This window comes from Brevibacillus sp. NPDC003359 (assembly GCF_042878995.1).
Classification (GTDB): Bacteria; Bacillota; Bacilli; order Brevibacillales; family Brevibacillaceae; genus Brevibacillus.
The window spans coordinates 180943-204003 of the sequence record NZ_JBIAOR010000004.1 but is presented as its reverse complement, the minus strand read 5'-3'; the positions used below and the strand labels follow the sequence as shown (position 1 = coordinate 204003).

Below are 23061 nucleotides of genomic sequence, written 5' to 3'. Positions count from 1 at the left end.
ATTTACTCTGTTCCGTATTCTATATACGAAAGGACGTTGTTTTATGGAACCAACCATTCTATCCCGCGAGGAAACACTTGTAATTGGTATCACTTTTACGGCGAATGTGACAGAAGACTTGGGAAAAAAGCTCTCCGCTACTACGACTGAAGCTTTGCGAACTAGAAAAAGCGAGATTCACAAGCAGGTTGGTGAGGGCGAATATCTGATCCAACTCTATCCTGACAAAGCTGACTTCGATGCAGCGGTAGATCCTTTTACCACCCTAATTGGCGTCGAAGTTTCCAGCCTCGCCGATATTCCTGAAGGGATGGTCAGTCACACGATTCCTGCGGGGACATTTGCAAAAGTAACCCACAAGGGACCCGAAGAAAACTTGGGAGAGACGTATGGTTTTCTTTACGGGTCTTGGCTCTGCGAAACGGGATATGATTATGCCGGATTTGATTTTGAGTATTGGGACGAGCGCTACAAGCCAGACCAGGAAGACAATGAAATTGATATTTACGTTCCTCTATTCAAATAAGAGACATAGCGAAAAACCAGGGAATCCGCTCCCTGGCTTTTCTGTTGTTACGCTGTTATTATCTACGCACCCATTCCCCTGTCAGCGCGTCCACCATATAGAGCGGCGTTTCATGATAGTAAATATGATAGACGAGCCGCGACTCTACTCTTCCTGTAGTTGGGTTCTCCATCAGCTTGTAGACCAATCGGAGTGGACGATGGGTGACGTATACGCTAGTCGCGGCCTCCCGTGACATTGCCTTGCTTTTGTCAGGAAGCTTCTTAGACTCCTTTTCATACGGGGGAATGACTCCGATCACCTGCTTCCTACCTACATCAAAATGAACCGTATACCCCCCCATAATCGGTACTCCTTGATGGGACTTGAAGAATATATAGGTTTCGATGTTGCCTTTTCTAGTGGCAGAACCAAGCAGCAGTTCTTTGGTGTCTAACGGAAGGTATTTCTGAAATTGCCTAGCTGCTTCTTGAACGTTTTCTAGCTTCGGATGAGGGAGCTTCTCCTTTTCTTCATGGATATTTCCATACCGATAGTCAAGAATATCCCCTGTTTCTGTCACCACGGTCAATTCCATTTTCTGTTTGGTTCGCGTCTCTACTTTGTACGTATGCTCGCCTGAGCCTTGATGAATAACGAAGGAAAACGGAGGCGCGAATCCCCACTCCCGAAAAAGTCTATCTGCTTCTTCGATGTCAGGAGCTACCAGCTTTATGCCTCCCGGTTTCACCGGAATTGGCGGCATTTCTACGAGACTGTAATCGGGATGATAGCGTTCCGTGGGATAAATTTCTCCTGTGACGGCATCGATATCACCTGAAAATGGAAACTCGTATTGCAACCGCCCTTCCCCCTCTGAATAGAGGAGCCGGGCACTTTGCCCAAAAATTTGCTCAGCCTGCTTTATTGGCATTGCCTTTTTGGGATCAGGAAAGACCATGCCTGTCGTATCGTTTGTCTGTATCTCTTTTATTTGATGCCTGCCCGCCTTGTCTATCGTAAACGTGTATTGATCTTCAAGAACCGGAATGTTGTTAACCGTCTTGTTCATCACGACATGACCTGTTTCTGTATTGGACAGCATGCCGTTTACCGCATATTGACTCGCATCTCGACCTGCCAATTCTTGCAGCAGCTTCTTCGCCTGCTCGTATACAGGATGAGCGGGAAGCTGCGGACTACTAGTTGCCGTCACCTGAGGGTCCACGAGTTCGTTTTGCCCCATCCCAGCCATGATATACAGCCCAAAGCCAGAAGCGATCACGACTGCTGTCATCCCCGCTTTCAACGGAGTCAAGAACAGCCGTCTCCTCTTGCCGACCCGAATGGTTTCTTGTTCCAGCACAGTACGTAAACTCTCTACAAACTCCTTACGTGGGGGTGTACTTTTTTGCAGAGTCGCTAACCGTTCCAGCATATCTCGTTCATTTTGCCAATCCACTGTACAGCTCCCCCTTCTTCGTATGCGACAGTTTGCCATGTAACAGCTTCAGTGCCCGGTGCATCGTCGTTTTCACGTTTGATTCTGAACACCCCAGTATTTCGGCTGTCTCTTTGACGCTGTACTCTTTAATGCCACGCAGAATGACAACCATGCGGTAATGCGGAGGTAGTCCCTTAATCGCAGCAATCAACTCCTGCTCGTCCTCCCGGCTTTCCGCTTCTTGTGCCGGATTCCCCTCTGAGGCTGGCATCACGACAGACAGCCAATTGCCCGATAACAGCTTTTGCCACCTTCGCTTGCGATAGTAATTCATCGCCGTATGCTTCGCGATAGCAAATAGCCACGTCTTTACGTCAGACCGCTCTTCAAATCGTTCGAGTGAGCGAATCACCCGCAAAAAAACCTCTTGTGTCAAATCTTCTGCATCATTCTGACTACCGGCAAAGTACAGCAAAAATTGGTACACATCATGATAATGCCGCTCATAGATGGCCATGACCTGATGTTTCATTTCCTCATACAAAGAAGCTCCTCCATTCTCTTGCTGTCGGCTGATCGACTACTTTTCTATAGCGAAAATTTTCTAGTATACCAATTAGTGTCTTGATCAGGAAAAAGGTTACAGTAGAATGTTTGAAAATGTTCAGGAATGCAACAGCGACAGATGGATCGGGTAGCCTATAATTTACATGAGTCCTGCTACTTTCCTGATAACACAAGAAGTAAGAACGGAGTGACCTGTATGTATAAACGGCTACTAGCTATCCCGATCGCCGCTTTGCTCCTTGTACTGACAGCCTGCGGCAATGGTGGACAATCGGGGGATTCAGCAGCATCGAATCCGACCAGATCGATCAATTACCTGGGCAACACTTATAAAATTCCAGCCAGAACCAAAGATATTGTATACGTAGGCTTCCCTGCTTCGTATGAGGATTCTTTCTTGCTGGGAATCCCGCCCGTCGCAGCGACTATGGATAAAAACGGAAAATTTCCGGCGGAATATCAGGCCATGACCCGAAATGCCAAGCATCTCCCATGGAATATTGCAGATAACCTAGGTGAGTTGGTTGCCCTCGAACCGGACGTCATCATGACAACCGACAAGACCTCCAAGGAAGACTTGGCCAAATTGCAAAGCACTGCATCCGTCATCCCCGTCTCTACAAACGGAGCTCATTGGCAAGAAAACTTGCGTCTGCTCGCTGATGTTCGTGGGAAAGATGCCAATTTGGATACATTTGTAGGAAAAGTGAAGCATAACGCACAGGAACTCCGCGACAAGCTCGCCCCACTTCCAGAAAAGAAAGTGCTGACGGTGTGGTTCGAGGAAGGCTCCTTCTACATTTATCCGAAGCACGAGCGGTACAATTACCTGTTATATACGGATTTGGCCCTGCCTGTCCCAGATGTCGTCGCAAATGTGCAGGAGCGTACCGCGCTCTCTATGGATGCTTTGGCGAAAGAAGATCCCAACTACTTGTTTGTGATGGTGAACAAAGAAGACCAGCCTGCTTTTAAGCAGTTGCAAGAGCAGCCTGTCTGGAAAAACCTGAACGCCGTCAAAGCAGATCAAATGTACATGAATGCAGTTGAACCCGGCTTGGCTGGTGGCACGGCCTACAGCAACCAATCGTTTTTAAATGCGATTCGAAAACAAATGCTAAAGATGAGTGAATAAAATGATGGGCTTGGCTCATACTATACTCATCGAGCTCGGTGGTGTGTTTTCAATCAGGCTGTATTCCTTTTCGGAGGCGATGTGCCATGGATGATTTACACGATCACCAAGTGAGTAAGGGAAACCGTACACTGCTTTAAGCTTCTAACTTCATACTGGAGGTAGATGCGTCGCACGTGATGATCGGTAACACCTCAAAACTAACGAGCTCGATATATGCCGTCTCCTTTATGGAGGCGGTTTTATTTTTTTGGAAAAAACACTTTGTCGCGCTTGAGTGGTGGGGAGGAAACAGGAGAAAACGCTCAGCTTCTTGGAACACCTTCCTGGAAGTGAATCTGTCCGGCTCCATGAAAAAAAGCGAAACCCGCGTCCAAAGTGGTCCATTCAGGAGGCGTCTCAGAGGTGGACGCTAAAAGCTTGTTTCGCTTTTTTTCATTGCGCCTCGGTAGGTGTTGCCAAAGATCTTCGCTTTTTTCTCCTGTTTCCTCTACGCGCTTTCCCTGTGACCCGATTTTTTAATGCCTTAAAAAGAATGAAGAATGTAATCAGTTACGACAGAGAAGAATATTTCCAGACGTAGCGACTTGTGGAGTCCTACCGAGCGGAGAAGGGATTAGCGGGCAAAAGAAACGCAACGTGCCTTTACGTCGAAGCGGCTACCACTTTTGCGTTTCCCCGCTAATCCCTTCGGAGCGGACAGTCCTCACTTCCCCGAGGGACGAAGCCTGGAGCCTAGACTGGAAATATTCTTCTCCCCACCACAGCCACATAGAAACTCACGCTTTCTCAAAATATTGTCTACTTTGTCTCCCATTCGACAATATCTCCTAAAGTAAAGAGAATGGATTTCGATTAAGATAGTATATATTGGTATTTTTGTAATTAGTTTACTCAACTTTGGCATCCACTCGATGAAAGCTTCTAAAACACATTTATCACTTTCATGAAAGGTTGATGCAAATGTTTAAGAAAGCCTTGGTCATCCTAGCGTTAAGTTCAGTTGTCGTTGTACCAAATTTAGCTGCAACCGCCCAAGGGGCAGAGGCAACTACCTACGCAACAAATGGTACCCAGAAAGATTGGAAAAAGAAGGATGGACTTACAAGCCCAAATAAAGCATTTGGCGAGGAAATCTGGGTAATGTTAGGCTCACCTATTCCATCCGGATGGGTTGTGATCAGAAGTTCAGGAAATATGAACTTGATTAAGAATGTTAACAATGCTCCTTCTGGTTACGAAGTTTGGGTAATGCTTGGCTCTCCTATTCCTGACGGATGGGTTGTAACCAGAAGTACGGGAACTATGAACTTCATCCGAAATCTCAATAATGCTCCTTCTGCTCAAGAGGTATGGGTAATGCTTGGCTCTCCTATTCCTAACGGATGGGTCGTAACGAGAAGTACGGGAACTATGAACTTCATCCAAAATCTCAATAATGCTCCTTCTGGTCAAGAGGTATGGGTAATGCTTGGCTCCCCTATTCCTGACGGATGGCTCATTATCAGATCAACGGGAACAATGAACCTGATCAAGCGCATTGGCTAACCGCGTTCATCTAGTCCACAAGCTGATGTCGAAGCTCAATCGACATCAGCTTGTTTATTTTTCTGTTCTCTTTAGGAAACTCCAAAGCTCTTTCCGTGTTATCCGATTTTTTATATCCCTAAGAGAATGAAGAATCGTATCCGTTCCGCTTGAGAAGAATATTTCCAGACGTAGCAACTTGTGGAGTCCTACCGAGCGAAGACTGGAAATGTTCTTCTTCCCCGCAGCCACATAACAGGTGCCTCAAGGTTCTCTTGTGGTGGCGAGGAAACAGGAGAAAACGCTCAGCTTCTAGGGCCACCCCCTGGGGGATTGACTGCACGACTCCATGCAAAAAGCGAAACCGCGTCCAAAGTAGTCCTTTCAGGATGTGTTTCAGAGGTGGACGCTTAAAGGCGTGTTTCGCTTTTTGCATTCCGTCTCGGTCGGTGTCCCTAAGATCTTCGCTGTTTTCTCCTGTTTCCTCTACGAGCTTTCGTGTTACCCGATTTTTTTAAAGCCTTAAAAGATTGAAGAATGTCATCAGTTACGACAGAGAAGAATATTTCCAGACGTAGCGACTTGTGAAGTCCTACCGAGCGGAGAAGGGATTGGCGGGCAAAAGAAACGCAACGTGCCCATACGTCGAAGCGGCTACCACTTTTGCGTTTCCCCGCTAATCCCTTCGGAGCGGGCAGCCCAAGCTTCCCCGCAGCCACATAACAGGTGCCTCAAGATGCTGTTGTGGTGGAGAGGAAACAGGAGAAAACACTCAGCTTCTAGGGCCACCCCCTGTCGGATTGACTGCTCGACTCCATGCAAAAAGCGAAACCGCGTCCAAAGTAGTCCTTTCAGGATGTGTTTCAGAGGTGGACGCTTAAAGGCGTGTTTCGCTTTTTGCATTGCGTCTCGGTCGGTGTCCCTAAGATCTTCGCTGTTTTCTCCTGTTTCCTCTACGAGCTTTCGTGTTACCCGATTTTTTAAAGCCTTAAAAGATTGAAGAATGTCATCCGTTCCGCCAGAGAAGAATATTTCCAGACGTAGCGACTTGTGGAGTCCTACCGAGCGGAGAAGGGATTGGCGGGCAAAAGAAACGCAACGTGCCCATACGTCGAAGCGGCTACCACTTTTGCGTTTCCCCGCGAATCCCTTCGGAGCGGGCAGTCTTGACCCCCAGCAGGACGGAGCCTGGAGCCTAGACTGGAAATGTTCTTCTTCCCCGCAGCCACATAACAGGTGCCTCAAGGTGCTGTTGTGGTGGCGAGGAAACAGGAGAAAACGCTCAGCTTCTAGGGCCACCCGCTGTGGGGTTGACTGCACGACTCCTTGCAAAAAGCGAAACCGCGTCCAAAGTAGTCCTTTCAGGATGTGTTTCAGAGGTGGACGCTTAAAGGCGTGTTTCGCTTTTTGCATTGCGTCTCGGTCGGTGTCCCTAAGATCTTCGCTGTTTTCTCCTGTTTCCTCTACGAGCTTTCGTGTTACCCGATTTTTTTAAAGCCTTAAAAGATTGAAGAATGTCATCCGTTCCGCCAGAGAAGAATATTTCCAGACGTAGCGACTTGTGGAGTCCTACCGAGCGGAGAAGGGATTGGCGGGCAACAGAAACGCAACGTGCCCATACGTCGAAGCGGCTACCACTTTTGCGTTTCCCCGCGAATCCCTTCGGAGCGGGCAGTCTTGACCCCCAGCAGGACGGAGCCTGGAGCCTAGACTGGAAATATTCTTCTCTTCACCGCAGCCACATAATAGGTGCCTCAAGGTGCTGTTGTGGTGGCGAGGAAACCGGAGAAAACGCTCAGCTTCTAGGGCCACCCCCTGGGGGATTGACTGCACGACTCCATGCAAAAAGCGAAACCGCGTCCAAAGTAGTCCTTTCAGGATGTGTTTCAGAGGTGGACGCTTAAAGGCGTGTTTCGCTTTTTGCATTGCGTCTCGGTCGGTGTCCTAAGATCTTCGCTGTTTTCTCCTGTTTCCTCTACGAGCTTTCGTGTTACCCGATTTTTTTAAAGCCTTAAAAGATTGAAGAATGTCATCAGTTACGACAGAGAAGAATATTTCCAGACGTAGCGACTTGTGGAGTCCTACCGAGCGGAGAAGGGATTGGCGGGCAAAAGAAACGCAACGTGCCCTCGCTACGAAGCGGCTACCACTTTTGCGTTTCCCCGCTAATCCCTTCGGAGCGGACAGTCTTGACCCCCAGCAGGACGGAGCCTGGAGCCTAGACTGGAAATATTCTTCTCTTCCCCGCAGCCACATAAAAAAGACCTCTGCTTTTAAACAAAGGTCTTCTCCATTGAAAACATTATTCACCTAAATCAACGTTATGGTACACCTGCTGCACATCATCCAAGTCTTCCAAAGTATCGATCAGCTTTTCGAATTGAGCTTGTACATCTTCTGTCAGCGTTACTTCGCTTTGTGCCAGCATGGTCAGTTCAGCTATGGAGAATTCTTTGATACACCTGCAGCTTTTAACACGCAAAATCCATCAACGTTTATGTACCCACTTTTTGTAGGAAATGGTATATGTTTATCCTAGCATGAAATGCACAAATTTACCATAGTAGTCACGTTGTATATCACTACTCAAAGCTATTTTTCAGCTCAATTACTATGATGAACATTGACTATAAATTGATGTACAACTGGATAATTGTTCTCTTAAATATAATGATTAGAAAGAATAAACGACATATCAATTGATATGTCGTTTTTCTTAATATAACTTATCTGCATCTACTACAATAAACTCGGAGTTGGTCGGCTTCGCTTTGGTGTTGGAGATTGTGTAGCCAAACAAGCTGGGGATGGAGTCAAGATTGATTTATCAAGGGTTTTAGCTATATATTCGGTACATTTTGACCTATAAAAAATATCATTTTGAGTATACCAAAATCCAAATGTTCATTGGCTTTCAAAAGCAAAATTTATAGACAAAAATGCTCTTATAAAACAATAATCAATTTTTCCCAGGCTGTCAAACCGACTAATATCCTGAGCGAGATAATAATCCCCACACAATTGTCGCAGGTGGCTTAGAAGTAACATCGTACACGATGCGGTTTACGTTCTCTACCTCATTAACGATACGTACAGAGATTTTCTCCAACACGTCCCAAGGGATACGTGCCCAGTCCGCTGTCATACCATCAATAGAAGTTACCGCACGGATACCTACTGTGTATTTCAATTGAGTAAATTACTATTCAATTATTGCGTTGTTTTGGTGTATCAATTGTAGCAGGTCAAACTGAAGAGTTTCAACTATTCATCTTCAGAATTAGTATTTTAATTACAGATCAAGATCACACTGTCACTTCAATAATTATTAAAATTGTATTAATAGTTTTTAACTACTCATCCAACGATCGTTCTCCCTCAAAGATCACTTTCATATTATTGCTATCATATGTTCTATGACGAATCAATTTATTCTGTACTTCGTATAGAAAATTATAATCAATATAAATTTTCCCATCTACTATGCTGATTTCTCTAATCAATTCTGAAATAAACTTACATACAAATTCAATATCGCTATAAATTAAATTAGTATAGATTTTTTCATTGAGGAAACTTTCGCTTACATCTGGAGTTCTTTCTATTTCCTTATAGTATTGAGTACTTAAATGGCTTTTAAATCTAATGTATACCTCTTCGCTTACACCTTCTAGATACCTCTCATAATTTTCATACAATCTCACAATATTATTGCTCAACCTACTCCACTCATCTTTTTCTGGATTTAAATCCTCTCTGTTATCACAAGATAACCATTTCTTAAAAAAAGAAAATTCTCTTGCTGTCTCCCAGAATATTTTTTCAAGAGCCTTTCCAAAACCGTAATGAAACAGCCCTAACTTATCTCTAGTTTTTTCCAATATTACATATGTCACCATCGGATTCTGAATAAACGGCATTGCCACACCAATTGTGGTTTGAAAAAAGTAATCATGTGGTAGATCAAATATCTCAACAGCACGTAATAAATGTTCTAGTTTAGGAAATCTCTTACCTTCAAAATACTCATCAATAGCACTAACCTCGAAACCCAACAGAATTCCCATTTCATATTTAGTGTATTTAGATTGATGTAAATAAAAAATATTGTTCAGCTTATTAGCAAATCTAGAAACACTAAATTCAAATTCACCTTTATAAAAATCGTTTTCTTCTTTAAACAATGAGTACTCCGACTTCTTGCTTTCTATTAATTTTATGTCTTCTTTTTTAAATTCATATGTACCTAACTGACTTATTTTATAGATGAGGGAATTTAAATCATCTGTGTTTGCTTTAATCGAACTAGCATTTCTACGATAATAAATAGTATTTTCACTAACTATTGGTTTTCCTTTATCATTATTTAAATTTACTGGTGAAACTATAACTTTTTCAGCATCATGAACATACAATAACCCTACTATTTTTTCTGTTTCTTTATAAATACTATAGTAATTTAAGTCAAATAATAATTGCTCACCAGTTACACTTATAATTTTTTCACCAAGTGATGTAGGGTCAATCTTATGTTCCACACCTATTATGCTACAGTTATCATCAACACCCAATACAAGCCAACCACCGCCACTATTTGCAAATGCTATTATGTCCTTTAACAAATTTGCAAATGAATTGTTTGGATTTAAATGAATATCTCTTTTATAGTCCCATTTATTATTCTCTGTTTCCTTATCAACTAATTCAAAAAATTTATCTAATGAATTATACATATAAAGTCCCCTCATAAAAGAGTGTTTTAGATTTCAATCAAACTATTAAGTATCATCACCTGATCTAATTTTTGAGTTTGAATGTAGTTATACGCCTTATAGTCATTTCTTATTTTTTGCTGTTTTTTCGTTAAGTCAACCATCTAATCTCCAAATAGAGAAACAGGGTTCGACTTTCTCCAATGCTTGTAAATATATGTTTAAGGCTTTCTTCTTTAAGGCTATTTTCTATCAAAAAGTAGTCTCTTTTTATGAATTCTTTTATGCTGAGGACTAGAATCTCAATAACACTTATGTCGTAGATCAAATTAGCCCTCACATCTACTCGACAGAATAAGCACCTTGAGTTCTTCAACACTAATTATCGGCTTTCTATGTATCATTCTATGACAGTTGCTACACAGCATTGCAATATCTTCAACCTTCGTCTTTTCCCCTTCATTCATTTCAGAAATCAATTTTTTGTGATGTCCCTCAATGAAATCAACGCCCCTATCTCCATACACTTTTTGGAAGTCAAAGTTGCAAGCTTCACAATATAACCGACCATACTTATTGATAAACAATCTCTTGGCTTCCTTGATTAACTTTGGATTCCGTTCTCGTTTCTTATGAAGCACAAATGCAATTTTCCCTTCGGGATACTCTTTCCCCTCGTCAGCTTGAATATCACCAATAGAATCTTCATCTTGATGATCACTAAATTTGATTCCAGTCAGTGATGAGATGATTGGTATGTATAAATTACGATCTGATGGATGCTCAACACATTCCTGCTCAATCAATTCAATAGCTTCAGCAACTGATAGCCCTTTGAATAGCCCCTTATAGGCATTCTTCAACCCTAAGTGATGAAGGATACCCATGGCTTGATAACCCCGACTCCATTCTGGGTCAAGTTCTAGGGTATGTTCATCAATCCATCTGTGAGTATTCCCGTTGAAAAGGTACTCATGTACTACTTTGTTTCTCTGTTGTTCATTGTACGACATATACTCCCTGTTTCGGGATACTGGGTCAGGAAGCGGGATGTCCCTATTACCCTTGCTACTACCGATCACATTACTATTCCATTGCTGTAAAAGTTCCTCTGCCTGTGCATTTGAAAGCAAATAATTTGTGTTATTGCTCATCTTGAGGATTAATAGATCAGACAATACAGCATTCTTTTTCAAAAATTCTCTATTGAGATGATTACCTTCAAGTGCCAGTTCCTCTACGTGCATTGGGACTCTGGGTAGAACCTCATAGGCATCGCTAGGAGTCACCCAATACTCAGAAGTCACATCTTTTCTGGATAAAGGCAAGCCTATAACTGTCGCTCTAGCAACGATACCGCCATAACCTTGTTTGCCAGCTTCAGAACGCCATATATAAACCCTATCCCCGACTTGCACATCCTTCACGTAATGCTCCTGCCTGATCGACCAAACAATGTCTTGATTTTCTCGTAAGTAATCATCTACTTTGAAACGATTAGGATTACCCTGAAAAATCCATGTATTAATGTGGGGTTGTTCCTCTTGTTCTACTTGACCTCGAGTTGCCAAAAATTTTTCTAAGTTCCTATGTAACTCTTTATTTGTATCCTTTACCCATGGGTCTCTATTACTTTCTCTATCTTCTTTATAATGAACCATTGTTACAACGTTTCTCTTAAATATTGAGGGGTCGTAGCTAAGAAGCCAATCAAAAGCACCATATTTCGCTTTTGTTAGACCATTGTAACTATCTTCAAAAATGACTGTATTATTCCGTATCAAAGTGAGTTTATAATTGTCTTTCCCATATATCGCTGTAATGATATAGTATTCAGTTTCCTTACCTCTTCCCTTCACGTACTCCTTATTGGAAAGACTATCAAGATACTTTCTTTCATCCATATTTCTTGCCCCTCCTTATGTGCTTTTCTAGGTCACTTTCTATTTACTCCTTCATCGTTCAGCAATGTATCTGGAAAGACTTCGCTTGCTAACCCGATCAACAGATACTCAAAAAATGTCAACGAAGTTGCTCCAAATTCCCGCCAAACACCTGTCCAATCCTTAGACCAAGGCGAAATCCAGAAATAGACTGGTTGTCTAAGTACAGGGTTATCGGTTTGAGTAGCTGCAAACAACTTATTAGCCCATTTTTCGTATTTCCTTGTTTTCTTTATGTCCTGATGATCTGGACAAACAACAGCACTTAAATCCCCAATACGATAAACATAGTTGTAACCCCAGCGACAAAACTTCCCACTATCATCCTTGATGTTCTCTGAAGTTCCCTCCCCTTTTCCCATACTTCTCTGCCTTACCTATGTAAAGAGGAACAACTTCATTGTTTAGTTTCCAGAACATCATGTATATCAATCCGTCATATTGATCTGTACCTTGTTGATAGTCATTAACCACAATGCCAGACTGTTGCTTTACCAAAACTTCCATTTCATTACTACGTTTGAGCAATAACCGTCTGCTAGCCCCATAGGGAAAAACATCAGCCTTAACACCGTTGATTGTTTAAAATAGTGGAACACCTTTGCTTATCACTTGATACTCCTCACAAAAGTCATTCCACATTTTGAGTTTGTTGCCCATCATGTTCAATAACCTCGTTTTCAAACTCGTCAATGCAATTTTATCCCAATTAATGCAAAAGACCGACAGTTTAAGTACTGTCGCTCATTACTGCTGTGCTACGGGCGCTCGAACCTATTCAATTTGAAGAAGATAACAACCTCGTTTTGACCGACAGTCTCAAGTTAAACATTTCACAGCTGAGTTTAAAGTGGTTAATCAAAGTCTGTGTATTTTTTATTTGTGCCATATGCTTTTTCAATTGGATACTTAAGCTCATTCTTAGCCAATTTTTCTAATATTATCTCTTCAACATTCAAATGAAGTTCATTAGCTAGTAGTATGCTATAAATTAATACGTCTGCTAATTCAGCCTTTATATTTTCTGAGTTCTTGGTAATACCCTCTTCACTACTCTTCCATTGAAAGTTTTCCAATAACTCACTAGCCTCTAATGATAACGAAATAGCTAGATCTTTCGGATTATGGAATTGTTTCCAATTACGTTCATCTCTGAACCCAATTACTTTTGTTATTATCGCATTCATACTAGATTCAGTTTTAGACATTTCCTTACTACCTCCCGAGTTTAATATTTACAAGTTTAACCGCGTGTTGACAACCTAGAATATTCCATTAACATTAAATATGATATTAACTATGAAAACTTAGTACCCAACAAGTTTTAGTTCCAATGATTGGAGAGAGTAGATTATATGAAATATGGAACATTGAAATTATCTTTAAATACAAACCAATCAAGTAAAAACCAAGATTGTATAAAGGCTTTATGTGAAAGTGAGCAAAAGATATTAACTTCTGGGATCGTCGCTTATATTTATTATAATTTAGATAAAAAAACTGTATACATTGGTCAGACCAAACATTTTTGGGAACGTCATAATCAACACATCCAAGAAAATGATTACCATTTTCAAGACGGGAACTTTGATAAATGTCTTATTATCTATAATGCCAATTTTTTTACCGAATCACACACTAAAGATTTAGAATTTATGATTATTAATCATATGCTTGCAGAAATAGACACAACAAAATTCAAAATATATAACCGAAATAATGGTCAATCACAACCTGATTACAAAGATCATAATATATTAGAGCAAGAAGTTTTCGCTGAATTATGGGGTAATGAATTATTTAATGAAAAATTAGTAAAAACAAAAGATATAAAAGAAATAAGACAAAAGATTCTTTTTAAGTATTCCCCTTTCACTCAATTGAGTAATCAACAATTAGAAATAGAGGATAAAGTAGTAAAAGATCCATCGAACAAATATTTGATACATGGTGGTGCTGGTACTGGGAAAACTGTTTTATTAATGTCTCTCATGTTTAGATTAGTAAATGATAATCCAGACAAGAAAATAGGGTTAGTCACTACAAGTAATTTGATAAATAAATTTAATAGAATTTTAAGACAGTTGAATTTGAATAATAAATTTACTTTTGTTCGAGCTGGCAAACTTATAGAAGATGCACGTAAGAGTAATTCGAAATTTGATATTATCTTGGTTGATGAAGCGCATCGATTACAACGATATTATCCAAAAGGTCATCCAGAATCAAAAAAACACTTTGATAAAAATCTGCCTGAGATTAATGAGATTCATATGCTTGAAGAACTCACCAATGGAATAGTTTTGTTCTACGACCGATTCCAATCTATTCGCCCACAAGATATTGTCAGAAGTGATTTCATTAAACAAACAAAAAAATATATAAATAATTCATTAGATAAACAATACAGAATAAAAGGAAACGGCTTGTTTAGCGGAGATGATTATATAAAAGGAATTCTTAGTGCTTTAGATATTGATAATGACACTGACTTTAATTTGGATGTTTTTACTTATCGTAATAAAGATTCCTATTTTGGCATCGTTAAATCTATAAAAGATTTATTTGAATACACTGAAGAAATCGAATTACTTCACGCGAATACTACTAATCGCGTCATTGCTGGCTACACTAGAGAATGGGTATCAAAACCAACAGCTCCACACAATAAAGGGGTAAATAGAGAGGATTTCCCTTATGATTGGGCTGAAGGAGAAAATAAGTGGAGATGGAATAATCAATATGAAAAATGGGTTGAAATTGAAAGTACCAAAAAAGAGATAGGTTCAATTCATGCAATTCAGGGAGCAGATCTTGACTATGTCGGAGTTATTATTGGCAAAGATATTCAAGTTGGCGAGAACGGGAAACTTATTGCAGTAAGAGAAAACTATAAAGATATTGGTGGAACACCATTAATAAATGATTTTAACGAAGAAGACTTCACTAGATACGTATTAAATATTTATTACGTTCTATTAACTAGAGGTATTAGTGGATGCAGGATTTATTTTGAAGACCATAATGTACGGAACTACTTTGAAGATAAAATATTCAAAAGAATAGATAATTAACAGTAACTAAGGAACTGTGTCAGTAATAGAAATTTACTACTTTTACAGCACAGTTCTTTAGTATTTTTATCTATTGTTATGCACTCGTATTTTTTCTCTACTCCTTTAATCATGTACCCTGTCTATCCTATACTTTCATATTCCCTAGCTCGTCTATTAAAAGTTATTCGGTTTCATATTAAGCATTTTCATCACCCAATTGCAGTAGTATCATCCGAATCCCTCTCTTTGTTAACAACAATAAGTGTACTGGCAATGTTGTGGCTTGACTAATGATTGTTGTATTGAGTTACCTCAAACTTACAGATGGGGTTACTTGGTCTTTTTATCCCTTCTGTGAAACACGAGCCACGTTAAAAAATTTATTCAGATAACTGCGTCTTCCTTTTTGCAATCGCCCTGTACAATGTCGCTTTTTTAACTCCAGTTAATTCTTCAATCTCCTTAGCTGTATGATCTCCCGCATCATATAACTTTAACGCTTGTGTTACTTTCTTCTGATCGCTAACAGGTCTACCACCTTTACGTCCTCTCGCTCTTGCCGCTTTCAATCCTGCCTGTGTCCGTTCAATAATAATGTTGCGTTCAAACTCCGCAAATACAGCTAACATACCAAACAACGCCTTTCCAGCGGCAGTAGAAGTATCGATGTTGTCGTTAATTGAAACCAAGTTCGCCCCTTTTTGTTGGATGCCGTCGAGTACTTGGATTAGTTTCACCGTGGAACGAGCAAGCCTGTCCAATTTGTAAACAACTAAAGTGTCACCTTCATCTAATAAGTCTAAAGCAATCTGTAGCTGTTCTCTATCGTCTTTAACACCACTTGCTTTCTCTTGGAATATTTTCTTTACGCCATACTTGCTTAATGCGTCATACTGCAGGTCTAAGGTCTGGTCTGAGGTTGATACTCTTGCATATCCAATTATCATTGATCTGTCATCCCCTACATCCTTTAGTTTGTAGGATTAGCATACCAATAAACACTATTTAATGATACATAGATTTTGATACGAGTTATGATACAAACTAACCTACATTATGATGAAATATAACTGTATCATCCGTCTGTCTCATTAACCTTCGTTTTTGGAACGACATCGTATATGTGTATGAAGTTCTGCGTTGTCATAGCACATTCTATTTTGTCAGGCGTGGGATTCTTGCGCCTTTCTATATAATTATATATACCAACAAAAAAGGAGAGTGATTGTAAATCGGTAATGTAGTTTTTTTGAGAGTATCTAGCTTGATTAAGGGTGTAGATTTTGAAGTAGTTTCAATTGTTGTTAATGACAATAATCTTCAAGCGCATTCTTTAGGTGGATTTCTTGATACTAAAAGCATTGATTTGTTCTGAGAAACTAATAGTGGATTCTTATATCGAGCAGACAGTTTGCTCAAAAATCATCAGTTACGGTGTCAGCAACTCCATTCCCTACTTTAGACAATATTGCCTTTTACAAAGCGAAAAATGAAATTGGCATTGATCTAGCTACAGAGGTTGGTTTAGGAGTAATGAAACGCCAAAAAGATTATTTGTTATATTGTCCATTTATCAGCGAAGAACCAACGAGCATTGTGTATGAAATGCTTTTTTTGAAAGTTTACGTTCAATTATTGCATCCAGAGGAGAATTGGTATGAAACCAAATACTTTTACCGCCGAGCTAAAGAATACGAGCAATCACAATAAGTTAAGATAATAAATCTACTTTTGGAGGAAACTAATGTTAACTGATGAAATCTCTTGGAATAGAATTTTTTCGTACTGGAATCTATATTGTCAAGATTACAATCCATTAATGAATCACAACCCTCTATTTGAGGAAATTAAGGTCACTATTAAAAAATTGGAATCACCAAATTACCAACTTGGGAACGAGATCATCGATTGGTGGTCAAATGATACAAAACAAAACAAAATTGATCTTTTAAGTAATTATGGGTTGCTTGGGGTTAATTGGCGATTGCCCACTGGGCTAAAGCGAACAGTGGAAATGATGTGGGATCATAAAGATAATCATGAAGATATTGCGTTGATTTGGTTAGCTTCATCTCTTAATGAGATAAGTACATATTTTCCGCATCATTGGCAAGGGAACGGAACATATTTATTTGTGAAGCAGGTATTAAATGAAATCTATCGTGAAATGAGAGAGAGAAACATATGGACTTGGCATGGGAGCGTAAGAAACTTTCTACCAATAACAATAGAAAAGAGCATTTTTTCAACACCGTCTAATTTAAGCAGTCTTGTACAAATTGCCACTCTTGATTGTATTACAGTAAGAAACTCATGGACATTAGTGTGTGTTTCTAAAGATTCTTCTTCAATATCTTAAGGCGTGGCACATAGAGAGCATCCAAAACATATCAACAAGATGGGGCTGTCCGAAAGGCTGTCCGAAAAGTGGTATTTCAGCCCCATAACTAAAATAGGGAAAACCCAAGAATGCCGTTAAATTAACATTCTTGGGTTTTTCATTTCGATGTAATTTACTCGAAAATGGACTTTTTAGACAGCCCCATCTTTGAACCGTAAACACCAAACTAACTCTATCCACTAGGGGGTACTTGACAGCCTGTAGACCCCCGTAATTGTTAGGAACAAGCCTAACTCTCCCACTCACAAACCCTGTAAGCAGATTCTACGATACGAAAGCCCCAACCGAAGCCTTTTTTACTAGAAATTATTTCAAATATCAGGCTAATAACAAATTTTTTCGGTCACTGTGTGTTTTTTCGTCGCTAATGTATAAATATATATGAGGAAATACTAATTAATTTCATTGATTCATTAAACATCTGCCAAATCTATAGAAATGGCTCTGTTATAAACGCTTAAATAATGACCCACTCTCCGACTGTTCGGAGAGTTTTTTATTTGCTTGCAACATCACACTTTCGTGAAAGGAGGTGACCAATATTGAATGATGATGATCTACGTTCAGCAGTCATTGCATTCCAGAAGCAATACGGAACTACACTTACCTTCATTGCTATCAAAAGTGGCGTTTCTAGGGAGCATCTTAGTAGATGGGTTCATGACAGATCCTACGCTATTTCATTAGACCTTAAATCCAGAATCCAGAAAATCGTTACTAAAGGAGAAATGTAATATGACAATCGTAAATGTAGTAGACGCGCCTTGTGGGTATGGTAAGACCTCTTGGGCTATCCAGTATATGAATGAAATGAATATCCAGTCCCATAGTTTTATTTACGTTACACCTTTTCTTGAAGAGGTCACGAGAGTACAGCAGTCTGTCCATTCAAGAGAGTTTCACGAACCAAAATCGATTAAAGGTGACACTAAACTGGAAGACTTACATAGACTGTTAGGAGAAGGCAAAGACATTGCAACAACTCACGCATTGTTCAAGATGGCAAATGCAGAAACAAGAGAGTTAATTCGAAGCAATAACTATACTTTAATTCTGGATGAAGTAATGAACGTTATTGAACAAGTTCCACTAAAGAAGGACGATTTGGAGTCGATGGTAGACCTTGGACTAATTGAATATGAGGTTAACAATAGAGGTTTGACCTACATCAAGTGGAAGCAAGACAGGCTAGAACACGAATCACAATTCGATATATTCAAGAAATACGCTATCGGCAACAACCTTATGTTGTGTGCTGACAAAACGGCTTTGATGTGGAATCTACCATGTGACATTTTCAAACTGTTCAAAGATGTATTCATCTTGACTTACTTGTTTAAAGGTCAGTTTCAGCGATACTATTACGACTTACATGGCATTAAATACGGATACCTTTCTGTTGCTAAAGACGATCAAGAATACAGACTTGTGCCGTACAATGATAGAGAAGTCCACGACAAAGAACATCTGCGTAGACGGATAAGAATCTACGAAGGTAAGCTTAATGATATTGGTGACGATCGGAATAAATTGTCTAAAAGTTGGCTAGAAAACAGTAGAAATAAAGACATAATTACAACACTAAAACGGAACACTTTTAGTTTTCTGACGAATCACTGTAAGGCTAACAACAGCACAGCACTGTGGACTACTGTTAAAGGAAACAATGAAAGGATTCAGAAGAAACTCACGCCAAAGGGTTACAAGAACGCATTTATTCCAATGACAGAACGAGCCACGAATTTACACAAAGACAAATATCATCTTGCATATCTGGTCAATAGATTCATGAATCCAATTGAAAAGGGATTCTTTCAACAGTACGATGTTCAAGTTGACGAAGACACTTGGGCATTGTCTGAACTCATTCAGTGGGTTTGGCGTAGTAGTATTCGAGACGGTAAACCAATAGTCATCTACATTCCAAGCAAGAGGATGCGTGATCTGTTCAAACAGTATTTGACCTCAGACAAGTTCGAAACTCTTCCCGAGGAAGCTGTGACAGATCAACCGCCAAGCGACTGGAATCTGTGACCCATAATGCAATCGAGTGCATTATGGCATCAAAAAACATCAATAAAATACAGTCTTATTTTTTTATTTCCTTAAAAGAAGAAGTACAAAAAAACTATGCTACATCGATTACACTCCAGACGATTCGAAAAGCGTAGCGTTCGAATCGTTGACAAGGACAAAAGCGTAGCGTTGTCCGCGGCAGTCAGCACTGAGCGTTGGCTCAGTGCTATTTAATTTAAGACACAGTATATACGGTACTTTCTTGAGCATTTAGGTATATTTTACATTTTTTCATTTACGCAATAAACTGTGGATGGCAACTAAGAATAATCTTCTACATGGGAGCGTCAAGAATGCGAAAAACATGTTCTATCTGTAGCGTAAATAAGCCAATTACCGACTTCTACAATCAAAAAGGTGGTAGATACGGGAAAAGCGCTGTGTGCAAAGTATGTCTTTACAAAAAGAATAAGGAATCGAGGGAACGAAGACAAAAAAATATTAAAGAGTTACCAAATAATTTAACTGAGGAACAAACTGAATCAATACTTGAGAATTTTGGCTATAGATGCTTTCTCACAGGAAATGAAGGTATTGGCCTAGATCACTTCGTACCACTCTCTTGGGGTTCTGTAGTTATGAAGTACGGAATCGGAGGAACTACATATGCAAACATGATTCCTCTGTACCGATCTATCAATTCTTCAAAACAATCAATGAATCCATTCATATGGTTTGAACGCTATGGTGAACGACATGGAGTTTCAATTGAAAAGTGGAATTCTGCCGTTCAATACATTGCTGAGAAACATGACATGACTTCAGACGAGTATAAGAATCGAGTAAATGCATGTTATAACGAAATACTGGCATTAAGATGGATAACTCGCGTTAATTTCAGAATAGAGTCAGGCGAATCTATTCATTATGTGGACATACGTAATGCGTTGAAAATGAATCTTAATATCCCTGTTGTGGTTGAAATGCTAGGGAGTATCGAAACAAAGAATGCTTTTTTAGATCAACCAACAATTGATCTTGTGAATCAACTTAAAGCTAGGTTAGAGAAAAGCGCATAGAAATAAATAAAACATGAATTCAATTGAGTTTAAGGAGTTGAAGATATGGATCAATTTAAAGATATTTTAAAAGTACTGAAAAAGTTACAAGATCAGCAATACCAGCTAATTAACATAATAGAATCTATGACCTCTGAACCCTCTTCTGGAATCGTATCGAGTGCATATGACTTCTTGTTTGAAAGAGAAAATAACGATTATGATCGTGAGTATTCTGACTATATTTCGAATTGCAACATAAATATAAAAGAACTAACGATTCAAGAACGACTATCTGAGCGAGAAGCAACAATCCAAGCCCTCTATGACAAGCAACAAGACCAAGACAAACTCATTAATCGGTTGAGTGCTTTGTCAACAAGACTAGAAACAAGAATAATTAATTAAGGAGATAAGTACAGAATAAACTCAGCGCTAACTGCTAGAGACGAGGACGACTACGAATCTGCCGTAATAGATAGAAAGCGAATACTGGATGTTTTTTTGAGTGTTAGAACCTTTTCCAGATGATATACCAAGCCCCCCTAGAAGCGGCAAATATCTACTTCTAGGGGGGAATTTCTATTATCCTAATCAGTTTCCTTCAATGATTCAAACTAACCAATTGTTTGATGCTTTCTGAACTCATGTCCTTCGTCGTATGTGATCCTAACTACTAACAAACTTATAGATTCATCAACGGGCTAGAGGTCTTGGCAAGTTCAATAATCTTTTCATCTTGAATAGATTGCAGGTAAATATTGGTTATTGCAGTCGATTCATGCCCAAGTAATCGACTTAGGCTATATACATCCAGTCCTAGCCTTAACTGCTTCTGAGCGTAATAATGTCTCAAGGTATGCGGACTACAACGAATACTCTCTCTAACCTTTGCCTGTTGTCCTGCTTTCCTTACCACAATCTCAATAGCTGTGTTCGTAAGCATTTTCCCATTCTGTGATAAGAAGTAGTTCGAATCTGTCATTAGTTTATCTTTGAAATACAGCTCTTTTACTCTTTCGTACTTAATCATATATTTTTTAAGGATAGGTGAAATATATAAATGTCTTTCTTTATTCCCTTTTCCTCTTATCTTGATTGTCGTATCCATAACGTCTGGGCAGGTAAGACTGCATAATTCTAGGTTTCGGATACCCAAGTCAACAAAAAACATGATGATGAGCTTGTTCCTTAGTTCTAAATAATGACTCCCCTTATATACGTTTAACATTCTGATTACTTCTTCATCTTCAAAAGTCTTGATTAGAACTTTTGGCTGTTTCATCCATTTCAAACCAAGGACTGGATTCCTTTTTTCCGCAACGTATCCTTCTTCCACACAAAATCGAAAGAATGACCTAATGTTCTTTTGAATGCCATTGATATAGCTTACGCTTAATCCCTTCTTCTTTAGGTTCATCAGATACGCTTTTATGTGATTCGAAGTTACATCCTCTATCTCCATTAGGCTATATTCATTTGTTAGGAAGTTTAAAAATGCCCGATTGTTGTTTCTGTATCCTTTGATGGTTCGAATGGAGAAATTCTTTATTTCCAGATCAAATAAAAACTCTTTATAAATATCCTCTACTAACATAAAAAACTCACCTCTTGTATGATTTTTTCCATACAAAAAGTGAGTTCGTTATATGCTTTCTCCTATATAAAACAAAGTAGATGTATATCACCGTGTTTTCAAACTAAATTCAGCATGTATATCATCGCTGACGTAGAAAAACGGTAATAATCACTCATTTTGATTAGATAAGAACAAAAGCATAGTCGTTATAAACATTGATATATCAGGCTTCCCTAACGTTCAATTCGGCTTATTCACCTAAATCAACATTATGGTACACCTGCTGCACATCATCCAAGTCTTCCAAAGTATCGATCAGCTTTTCGAATTGAGCTTGTACATCTTCTGTCAGCGTTACTTCGCTTTGCGCCAGCATGGTCAGTTCAGCTACTGTAAACTCTGTGACGCCACCCGTTTTGAGTGCTTCTTGTACAGCGTGGAACTGTTCTGCATCCGCGTAGACGATGACAGCGCCGTCTTCTTCCAAAATGTCACGTACATCTACGTCCGCTTCCATCAAGATTTCCAGCACTTCATCGGAGGATTTGCCTTCCATGCCGAAAACAGCTGTCGGATCGAACATATAAGCTACAGAACCAGATACTCCCATGTTACCGCCGTTTTTATTGAATGCAGCACGCACTTCAGGAGCTGTACGGTTTACGTTATTGGTCAATGCATCCACAATGATCATCGATCCGTTTGGTCCGAAGCCTTCATAGCGCAGTTCGCTAAAGGTTTCATCAGAGCCGCCCTTTGCTTTATCAATCGCGCGGTCGATAATCGCTTTAGGTACGCTGTACGTTTTGGCACGCTCCAGGACGACCTTCAGAGCACGGTTGGACTCTGGGTCCGGCTCGCCTTGCTTTGCCGCTACGTAAATTTCCTTCCCGAACTTCGCGTAAATACGACTGGTGCTCGCGTCTTTAGAAGCTTTCTTCTCTTTAATATTGTTCCACTTACGACCCATAATCCCACTCGCTTTCAATATGACAGATTGAATACTCCGGATTCCTTTTACACACTAGCCTATTATACCTCAATCTTATGAAATATGTTAAGCAGTGGAAGAATTTAAAAGCACAGCCTCTAGATGAGAGAGCTGTGCTTTGCTTTTA

Annotated in this window: 18 protein-coding genes and 3 pseudogenes; 9 read left to right on the top strand and 12 right to left on the bottom strand. The window is 39.7% G+C overall.

The window, feature by feature from the left end; all coding sequences use genetic code 11:
• The first annotated feature begins 43 nt into the window (after positions 1–43).
• On the top strand, positions 44–526 hold the full coding sequence (locus ACFYU8_RS14910; RefSeq protein ID WP_390300191.1) for a GyrI-like domain-containing protein: 483 nt from the start codon (positions 44–46) through the stop codon (positions 524–526).
• Between the two features lie 58 nt (positions 527–584).
• Here the strand turns inward: ACFYU8_RS14910 and ACFYU8_RS14905 are convergent, their stop codons facing one another.
• Together ACFYU8_RS14905 and ACFYU8_RS14900 are read right to left on the bottom strand one after the other, a co-directional pair.
• Positions 585–1967 carry a hypothetical protein gene (locus ACFYU8_RS14905; RefSeq protein ID WP_390300193.1) on the bottom strand — a complete coding sequence of 461 codons (1383 nt, stop codon included), beginning with the start codon at positions 1965–1967 and terminating at the stop codon, positions 585–587.
• Positions 1951–2493 (bottom strand): RNA polymerase sigma factor, encoded by a 543-nt coding sequence (locus ACFYU8_RS14900; protein WP_390300195.1) that lies wholly within the window; start codon positions 2491–2493, stop codon positions 1951–1953. Before ACFYU8_RS14900 ends, ACFYU8_RS14905 begins: the two co-directional genes overlap by 17 nt.
• A gap of 219 nt (positions 2494–2712) precedes the next feature.
• Here ACFYU8_RS14900 and ACFYU8_RS14895 point away from each other — a divergent pair, with 219 nt between their 5' ends.
• Both ACFYU8_RS14895 and ACFYU8_RS14890 read left to right on the top strand, forming a co-directional pair.
• Positions 2713–3651 carry an ABC transporter substrate-binding protein gene (locus tag ACFYU8_RS14895; protein ID WP_390300197.1) on the top strand — a complete coding sequence of 313 codons (939 nt, stop codon included), beginning with the start codon at positions 2713–2715 and terminating at the stop codon, positions 3649–3651.
• A 963-nt stretch (positions 3652–4614) separates the two neighbouring features.
• Positions 4615–5199 carry a hypothetical protein gene (locus ACFYU8_RS14890; RefSeq protein ID WP_390300199.1) on the top strand — a complete coding sequence of 195 codons (585 nt, stop codon included), beginning with the start codon at positions 4615–4617 and terminating at the stop codon, positions 5197–5199.
• A gap of 2281 nt (positions 5200–7480) precedes the next feature.
• Here the strand turns inward: ACFYU8_RS14890 and ACFYU8_RS14885 are convergent.
• The 7 genes and pseudogenes from ACFYU8_RS14885 to ACFYU8_RS14855 form a co-directional block, all read right to left on the bottom strand.
• Positions 7481–7636: pseudogene (locus ACFYU8_RS14885) on the bottom strand (YebC/PmpR family DNA-binding transcriptional regulator); the annotation flags it as partial.
• Between the two features lie 258 nt (positions 7637–7894).
• A pseudogene (locus ACFYU8_RS14880) lies at positions 7895–7999 on the bottom strand (sporulation transcription factor Spo0A); the annotation flags it as partial.
• A 165-nt stretch (positions 8000–8164) separates the two neighbouring features.
• Positions 8165–8362 (bottom strand): annotated as a pseudogene (locus ACFYU8_RS14875) (GMP synthase (glutamine-hydrolyzing)); the annotation flags it as partial.
• Between the two features lie 169 nt (positions 8363–8531).
• Positions 8532–9911, bottom strand: a complete 1380-nt coding sequence (locus ACFYU8_RS14870) for an ATP-binding protein (protein WP_390300201.1) — start codon at positions 9909–9911, stop codon at positions 8532–8534.
• Between the two features lie 308 nt (positions 9912–10219).
• Positions 10220–11794 (bottom strand): EVE domain-containing protein, encoded by a 1575-nt coding sequence (locus ACFYU8_RS14865; RefSeq protein WP_390300203.1) that lies wholly within the window; start codon positions 11792–11794, stop codon positions 10220–10222.
• Positions 11795–11826: 32 nt separating this feature from the next.
• Positions 11827–12195: a hypothetical protein gene (locus ACFYU8_RS14860; protein WP_390300205.1), complete on the bottom strand. Its 369-nt coding sequence runs from the start codon at positions 12193–12195 to the stop codon at positions 11827–11829.
• 492 nt (positions 12196–12687) lie between these two features.
• Complete coding sequence (locus ACFYU8_RS14855) at positions 12688–13041, bottom strand: nucleotide pyrophosphohydrolase (RefSeq protein WP_390300207.1); 354 nt, start codon at positions 13039–13041, stop codon at positions 12688–12690.
• A 147-nt stretch (positions 13042–13188) separates the two neighbouring features.
• On the opposite strand from ACFYU8_RS14855, the gene ACFYU8_RS14850 reads away from it, so the two are divergent.
• Complete coding sequence (locus tag ACFYU8_RS14850; RefSeq protein ID WP_390300209.1) at positions 13189–14907, top strand: DNA/RNA helicase domain-containing protein; 1719 nt, start codon at positions 13189–13191, stop codon at positions 14905–14907.
• Between the two features lie 362 nt (positions 14908–15269).
• On the opposite strand, the gene ACFYU8_RS14845 is transcribed toward ACFYU8_RS14850, so the two are convergent.
• Positions 15270–15836, bottom strand: coding sequence for a recombinase family protein (locus tag ACFYU8_RS14845; protein WP_390300211.1), 567 nt, complete (start codon positions 15834–15836; stop codon positions 15270–15272).
• Between the two features lie 487 nt (positions 15837–16323).
• On the opposite strand from ACFYU8_RS14845, the gene ACFYU8_RS14840 reads away from it, so the two are divergent.
• The 5 genes from ACFYU8_RS14840 to ACFYU8_RS14820 all read left to right on the top strand — a co-directional run bounded on the left by ACFYU8_RS14840 (position 16324) and on the right by ACFYU8_RS14820 (position 20772).
• Positions 16324–16599 (top strand): hypothetical protein, encoded by a 276-nt coding sequence (locus ACFYU8_RS14840; protein WP_390300213.1) that lies wholly within the window; start codon positions 16324–16326, stop codon positions 16597–16599.
• A 34-nt stretch (positions 16600–16633) separates the two neighbouring features.
• Entirely contained in the window at positions 16634–17248 is a 615-nt protein-coding gene (locus ACFYU8_RS14835) for a hypothetical protein (RefSeq protein ID WP_390300215.1), read from the top strand.
• Between the two features lie 777 nt (positions 17249–18025).
• Positions 18026–19324, top strand: a complete 1299-nt coding sequence (locus ACFYU8_RS14830) for a hypothetical protein (RefSeq protein WP_390300217.1) — start codon at positions 18026–18028, stop codon at positions 19322–19324.
• 335 nt (positions 19325–19659) lie between these two features.
• Positions 19660–20385: a hypothetical protein gene (locus tag ACFYU8_RS14825; RefSeq protein ID WP_390300219.1), complete on the top strand. Its 726-nt coding sequence runs from the start codon at positions 19660–19662 to the stop codon at positions 20383–20385.
• 45 nt (positions 20386–20430) lie between these two features.
• Positions 20431–20772 carry a hypothetical protein gene (locus tag ACFYU8_RS14820; protein ID WP_390300221.1) on the top strand — a complete coding sequence of 114 codons (342 nt, stop codon included), beginning with the start codon at positions 20431–20433 and terminating at the stop codon, positions 20770–20772.
• Positions 20773–21049: 277 nt separating this feature from the next.
• Here the strand turns inward: ACFYU8_RS14820 and ACFYU8_RS14815 are convergent, their stop codons facing one another.
• Both ACFYU8_RS14815 and ACFYU8_RS14810 read right to left on the bottom strand, forming a co-directional pair.
• On the bottom strand, positions 21050–21961 hold the full coding sequence (locus tag ACFYU8_RS14815; RefSeq protein WP_390300223.1) for a tyrosine-type recombinase/integrase: 912 nt from the start codon (positions 21959–21961) through the stop codon (positions 21050–21052).
• Between the two features lie 232 nt (positions 21962–22193).
• The gene (locus ACFYU8_RS14810) at positions 22194–22913 is read right to left on the bottom strand and encodes a YebC/PmpR family DNA-binding transcriptional regulator (protein ID WP_390300225.1); all 720 of its coding nucleotides are present in this window, start codon (positions 22911–22913) and stop codon (positions 22194–22196) included.
• Positions 22914–23061 lie beyond the last annotated feature (148 nt).

Excerpts from the sequence above, each read along its gene's own strand:
- ACFYU8_RS14910 (WP_390300191.1), top strand. The coding sequence starts at position 44 with ATGGAACCAACCATTCTATCCCGCGAGGAAACACTTGTAATTGGTATC.
- ACFYU8_RS14895 (WP_390300197.1), top strand. The coding sequence starts at position 2,713 with ATGTATAAACGGCTACTAGCTATCCCGATCGCCGCTTTGCTCCTTGTA.
- ACFYU8_RS14890 (WP_390300199.1), top strand. The coding sequence starts at position 4,615 with ATGTTTAAGAAAGCCTTGGTCATCCTAGCGTTAAGTTCAGTTGTCGTT.
- ACFYU8_RS14870 (WP_390300201.1), bottom strand. The coding sequence starts at position 9,911 with ATGTATAATTCATTAGATAAATTTTTTGAATTAGTTGATAAGGAAACA.
- ACFYU8_RS14865 (WP_390300203.1), bottom strand. The coding sequence starts at position 11,794 with ATGGATGAAAGAAAGTATCTTGATAGTCTTTCCAATAAGGAGTACGTG.
- ACFYU8_RS14860 (WP_390300205.1), bottom strand. The coding sequence starts at position 12,195 with ATGGGAAAAGGGGAGGGAACTTCAGAGAACATCAAGGATGATAGTGGG.
- ACFYU8_RS14855 (WP_390300207.1), bottom strand. The coding sequence starts at position 13,041 with ATGTCTAAAACTGAATCTAGTATGAATGCGATAATAACAAAAGTAATT.
- ACFYU8_RS14850 (WP_390300209.1), top strand. The coding sequence starts at position 13,189 with ATGAAATATGGAACATTGAAATTATCTTTAAATACAAACCAATCAAGT.
- ACFYU8_RS14845 (WP_390300211.1), bottom strand. The coding sequence starts at position 15,836 with ATGATAATTGGATATGCAAGAGTATCAACCTCAGACCAGACCTTAGAC.
- ACFYU8_RS14835 (WP_390300215.1), top strand. The coding sequence starts at position 16,634 with ATGTTAACTGATGAAATCTCTTGGAATAGAATTTTTTCGTACTGGAAT.
- ACFYU8_RS14830 (WP_390300217.1), top strand. The coding sequence starts at position 18,026 with ATGACAATCGTAAATGTAGTAGACGCGCCTTGTGGGTATGGTAAGACC.
- ACFYU8_RS14825 (WP_390300219.1), top strand. The coding sequence starts at position 19,660 with ATGCGAAAAACATGTTCTATCTGTAGCGTAAATAAGCCAATTACCGAC.
- ACFYU8_RS14820 (WP_390300221.1), top strand. The coding sequence starts at position 20,431 with ATGGATCAATTTAAAGATATTTTAAAAGTACTGAAAAAGTTACAAGAT.
- ACFYU8_RS14815 (WP_390300223.1), bottom strand. The coding sequence starts at position 21,961 with ATGTTAGTAGAGGATATTTATAAAGAGTTTTTATTTGATCTGGAAATA.
- ACFYU8_RS14810 (WP_390300225.1), bottom strand. The coding sequence starts at position 22,913 with ATGGGTCGTAAGTGGAACAATATTAAAGAGAAGAAAGCTTCTAAAGAC.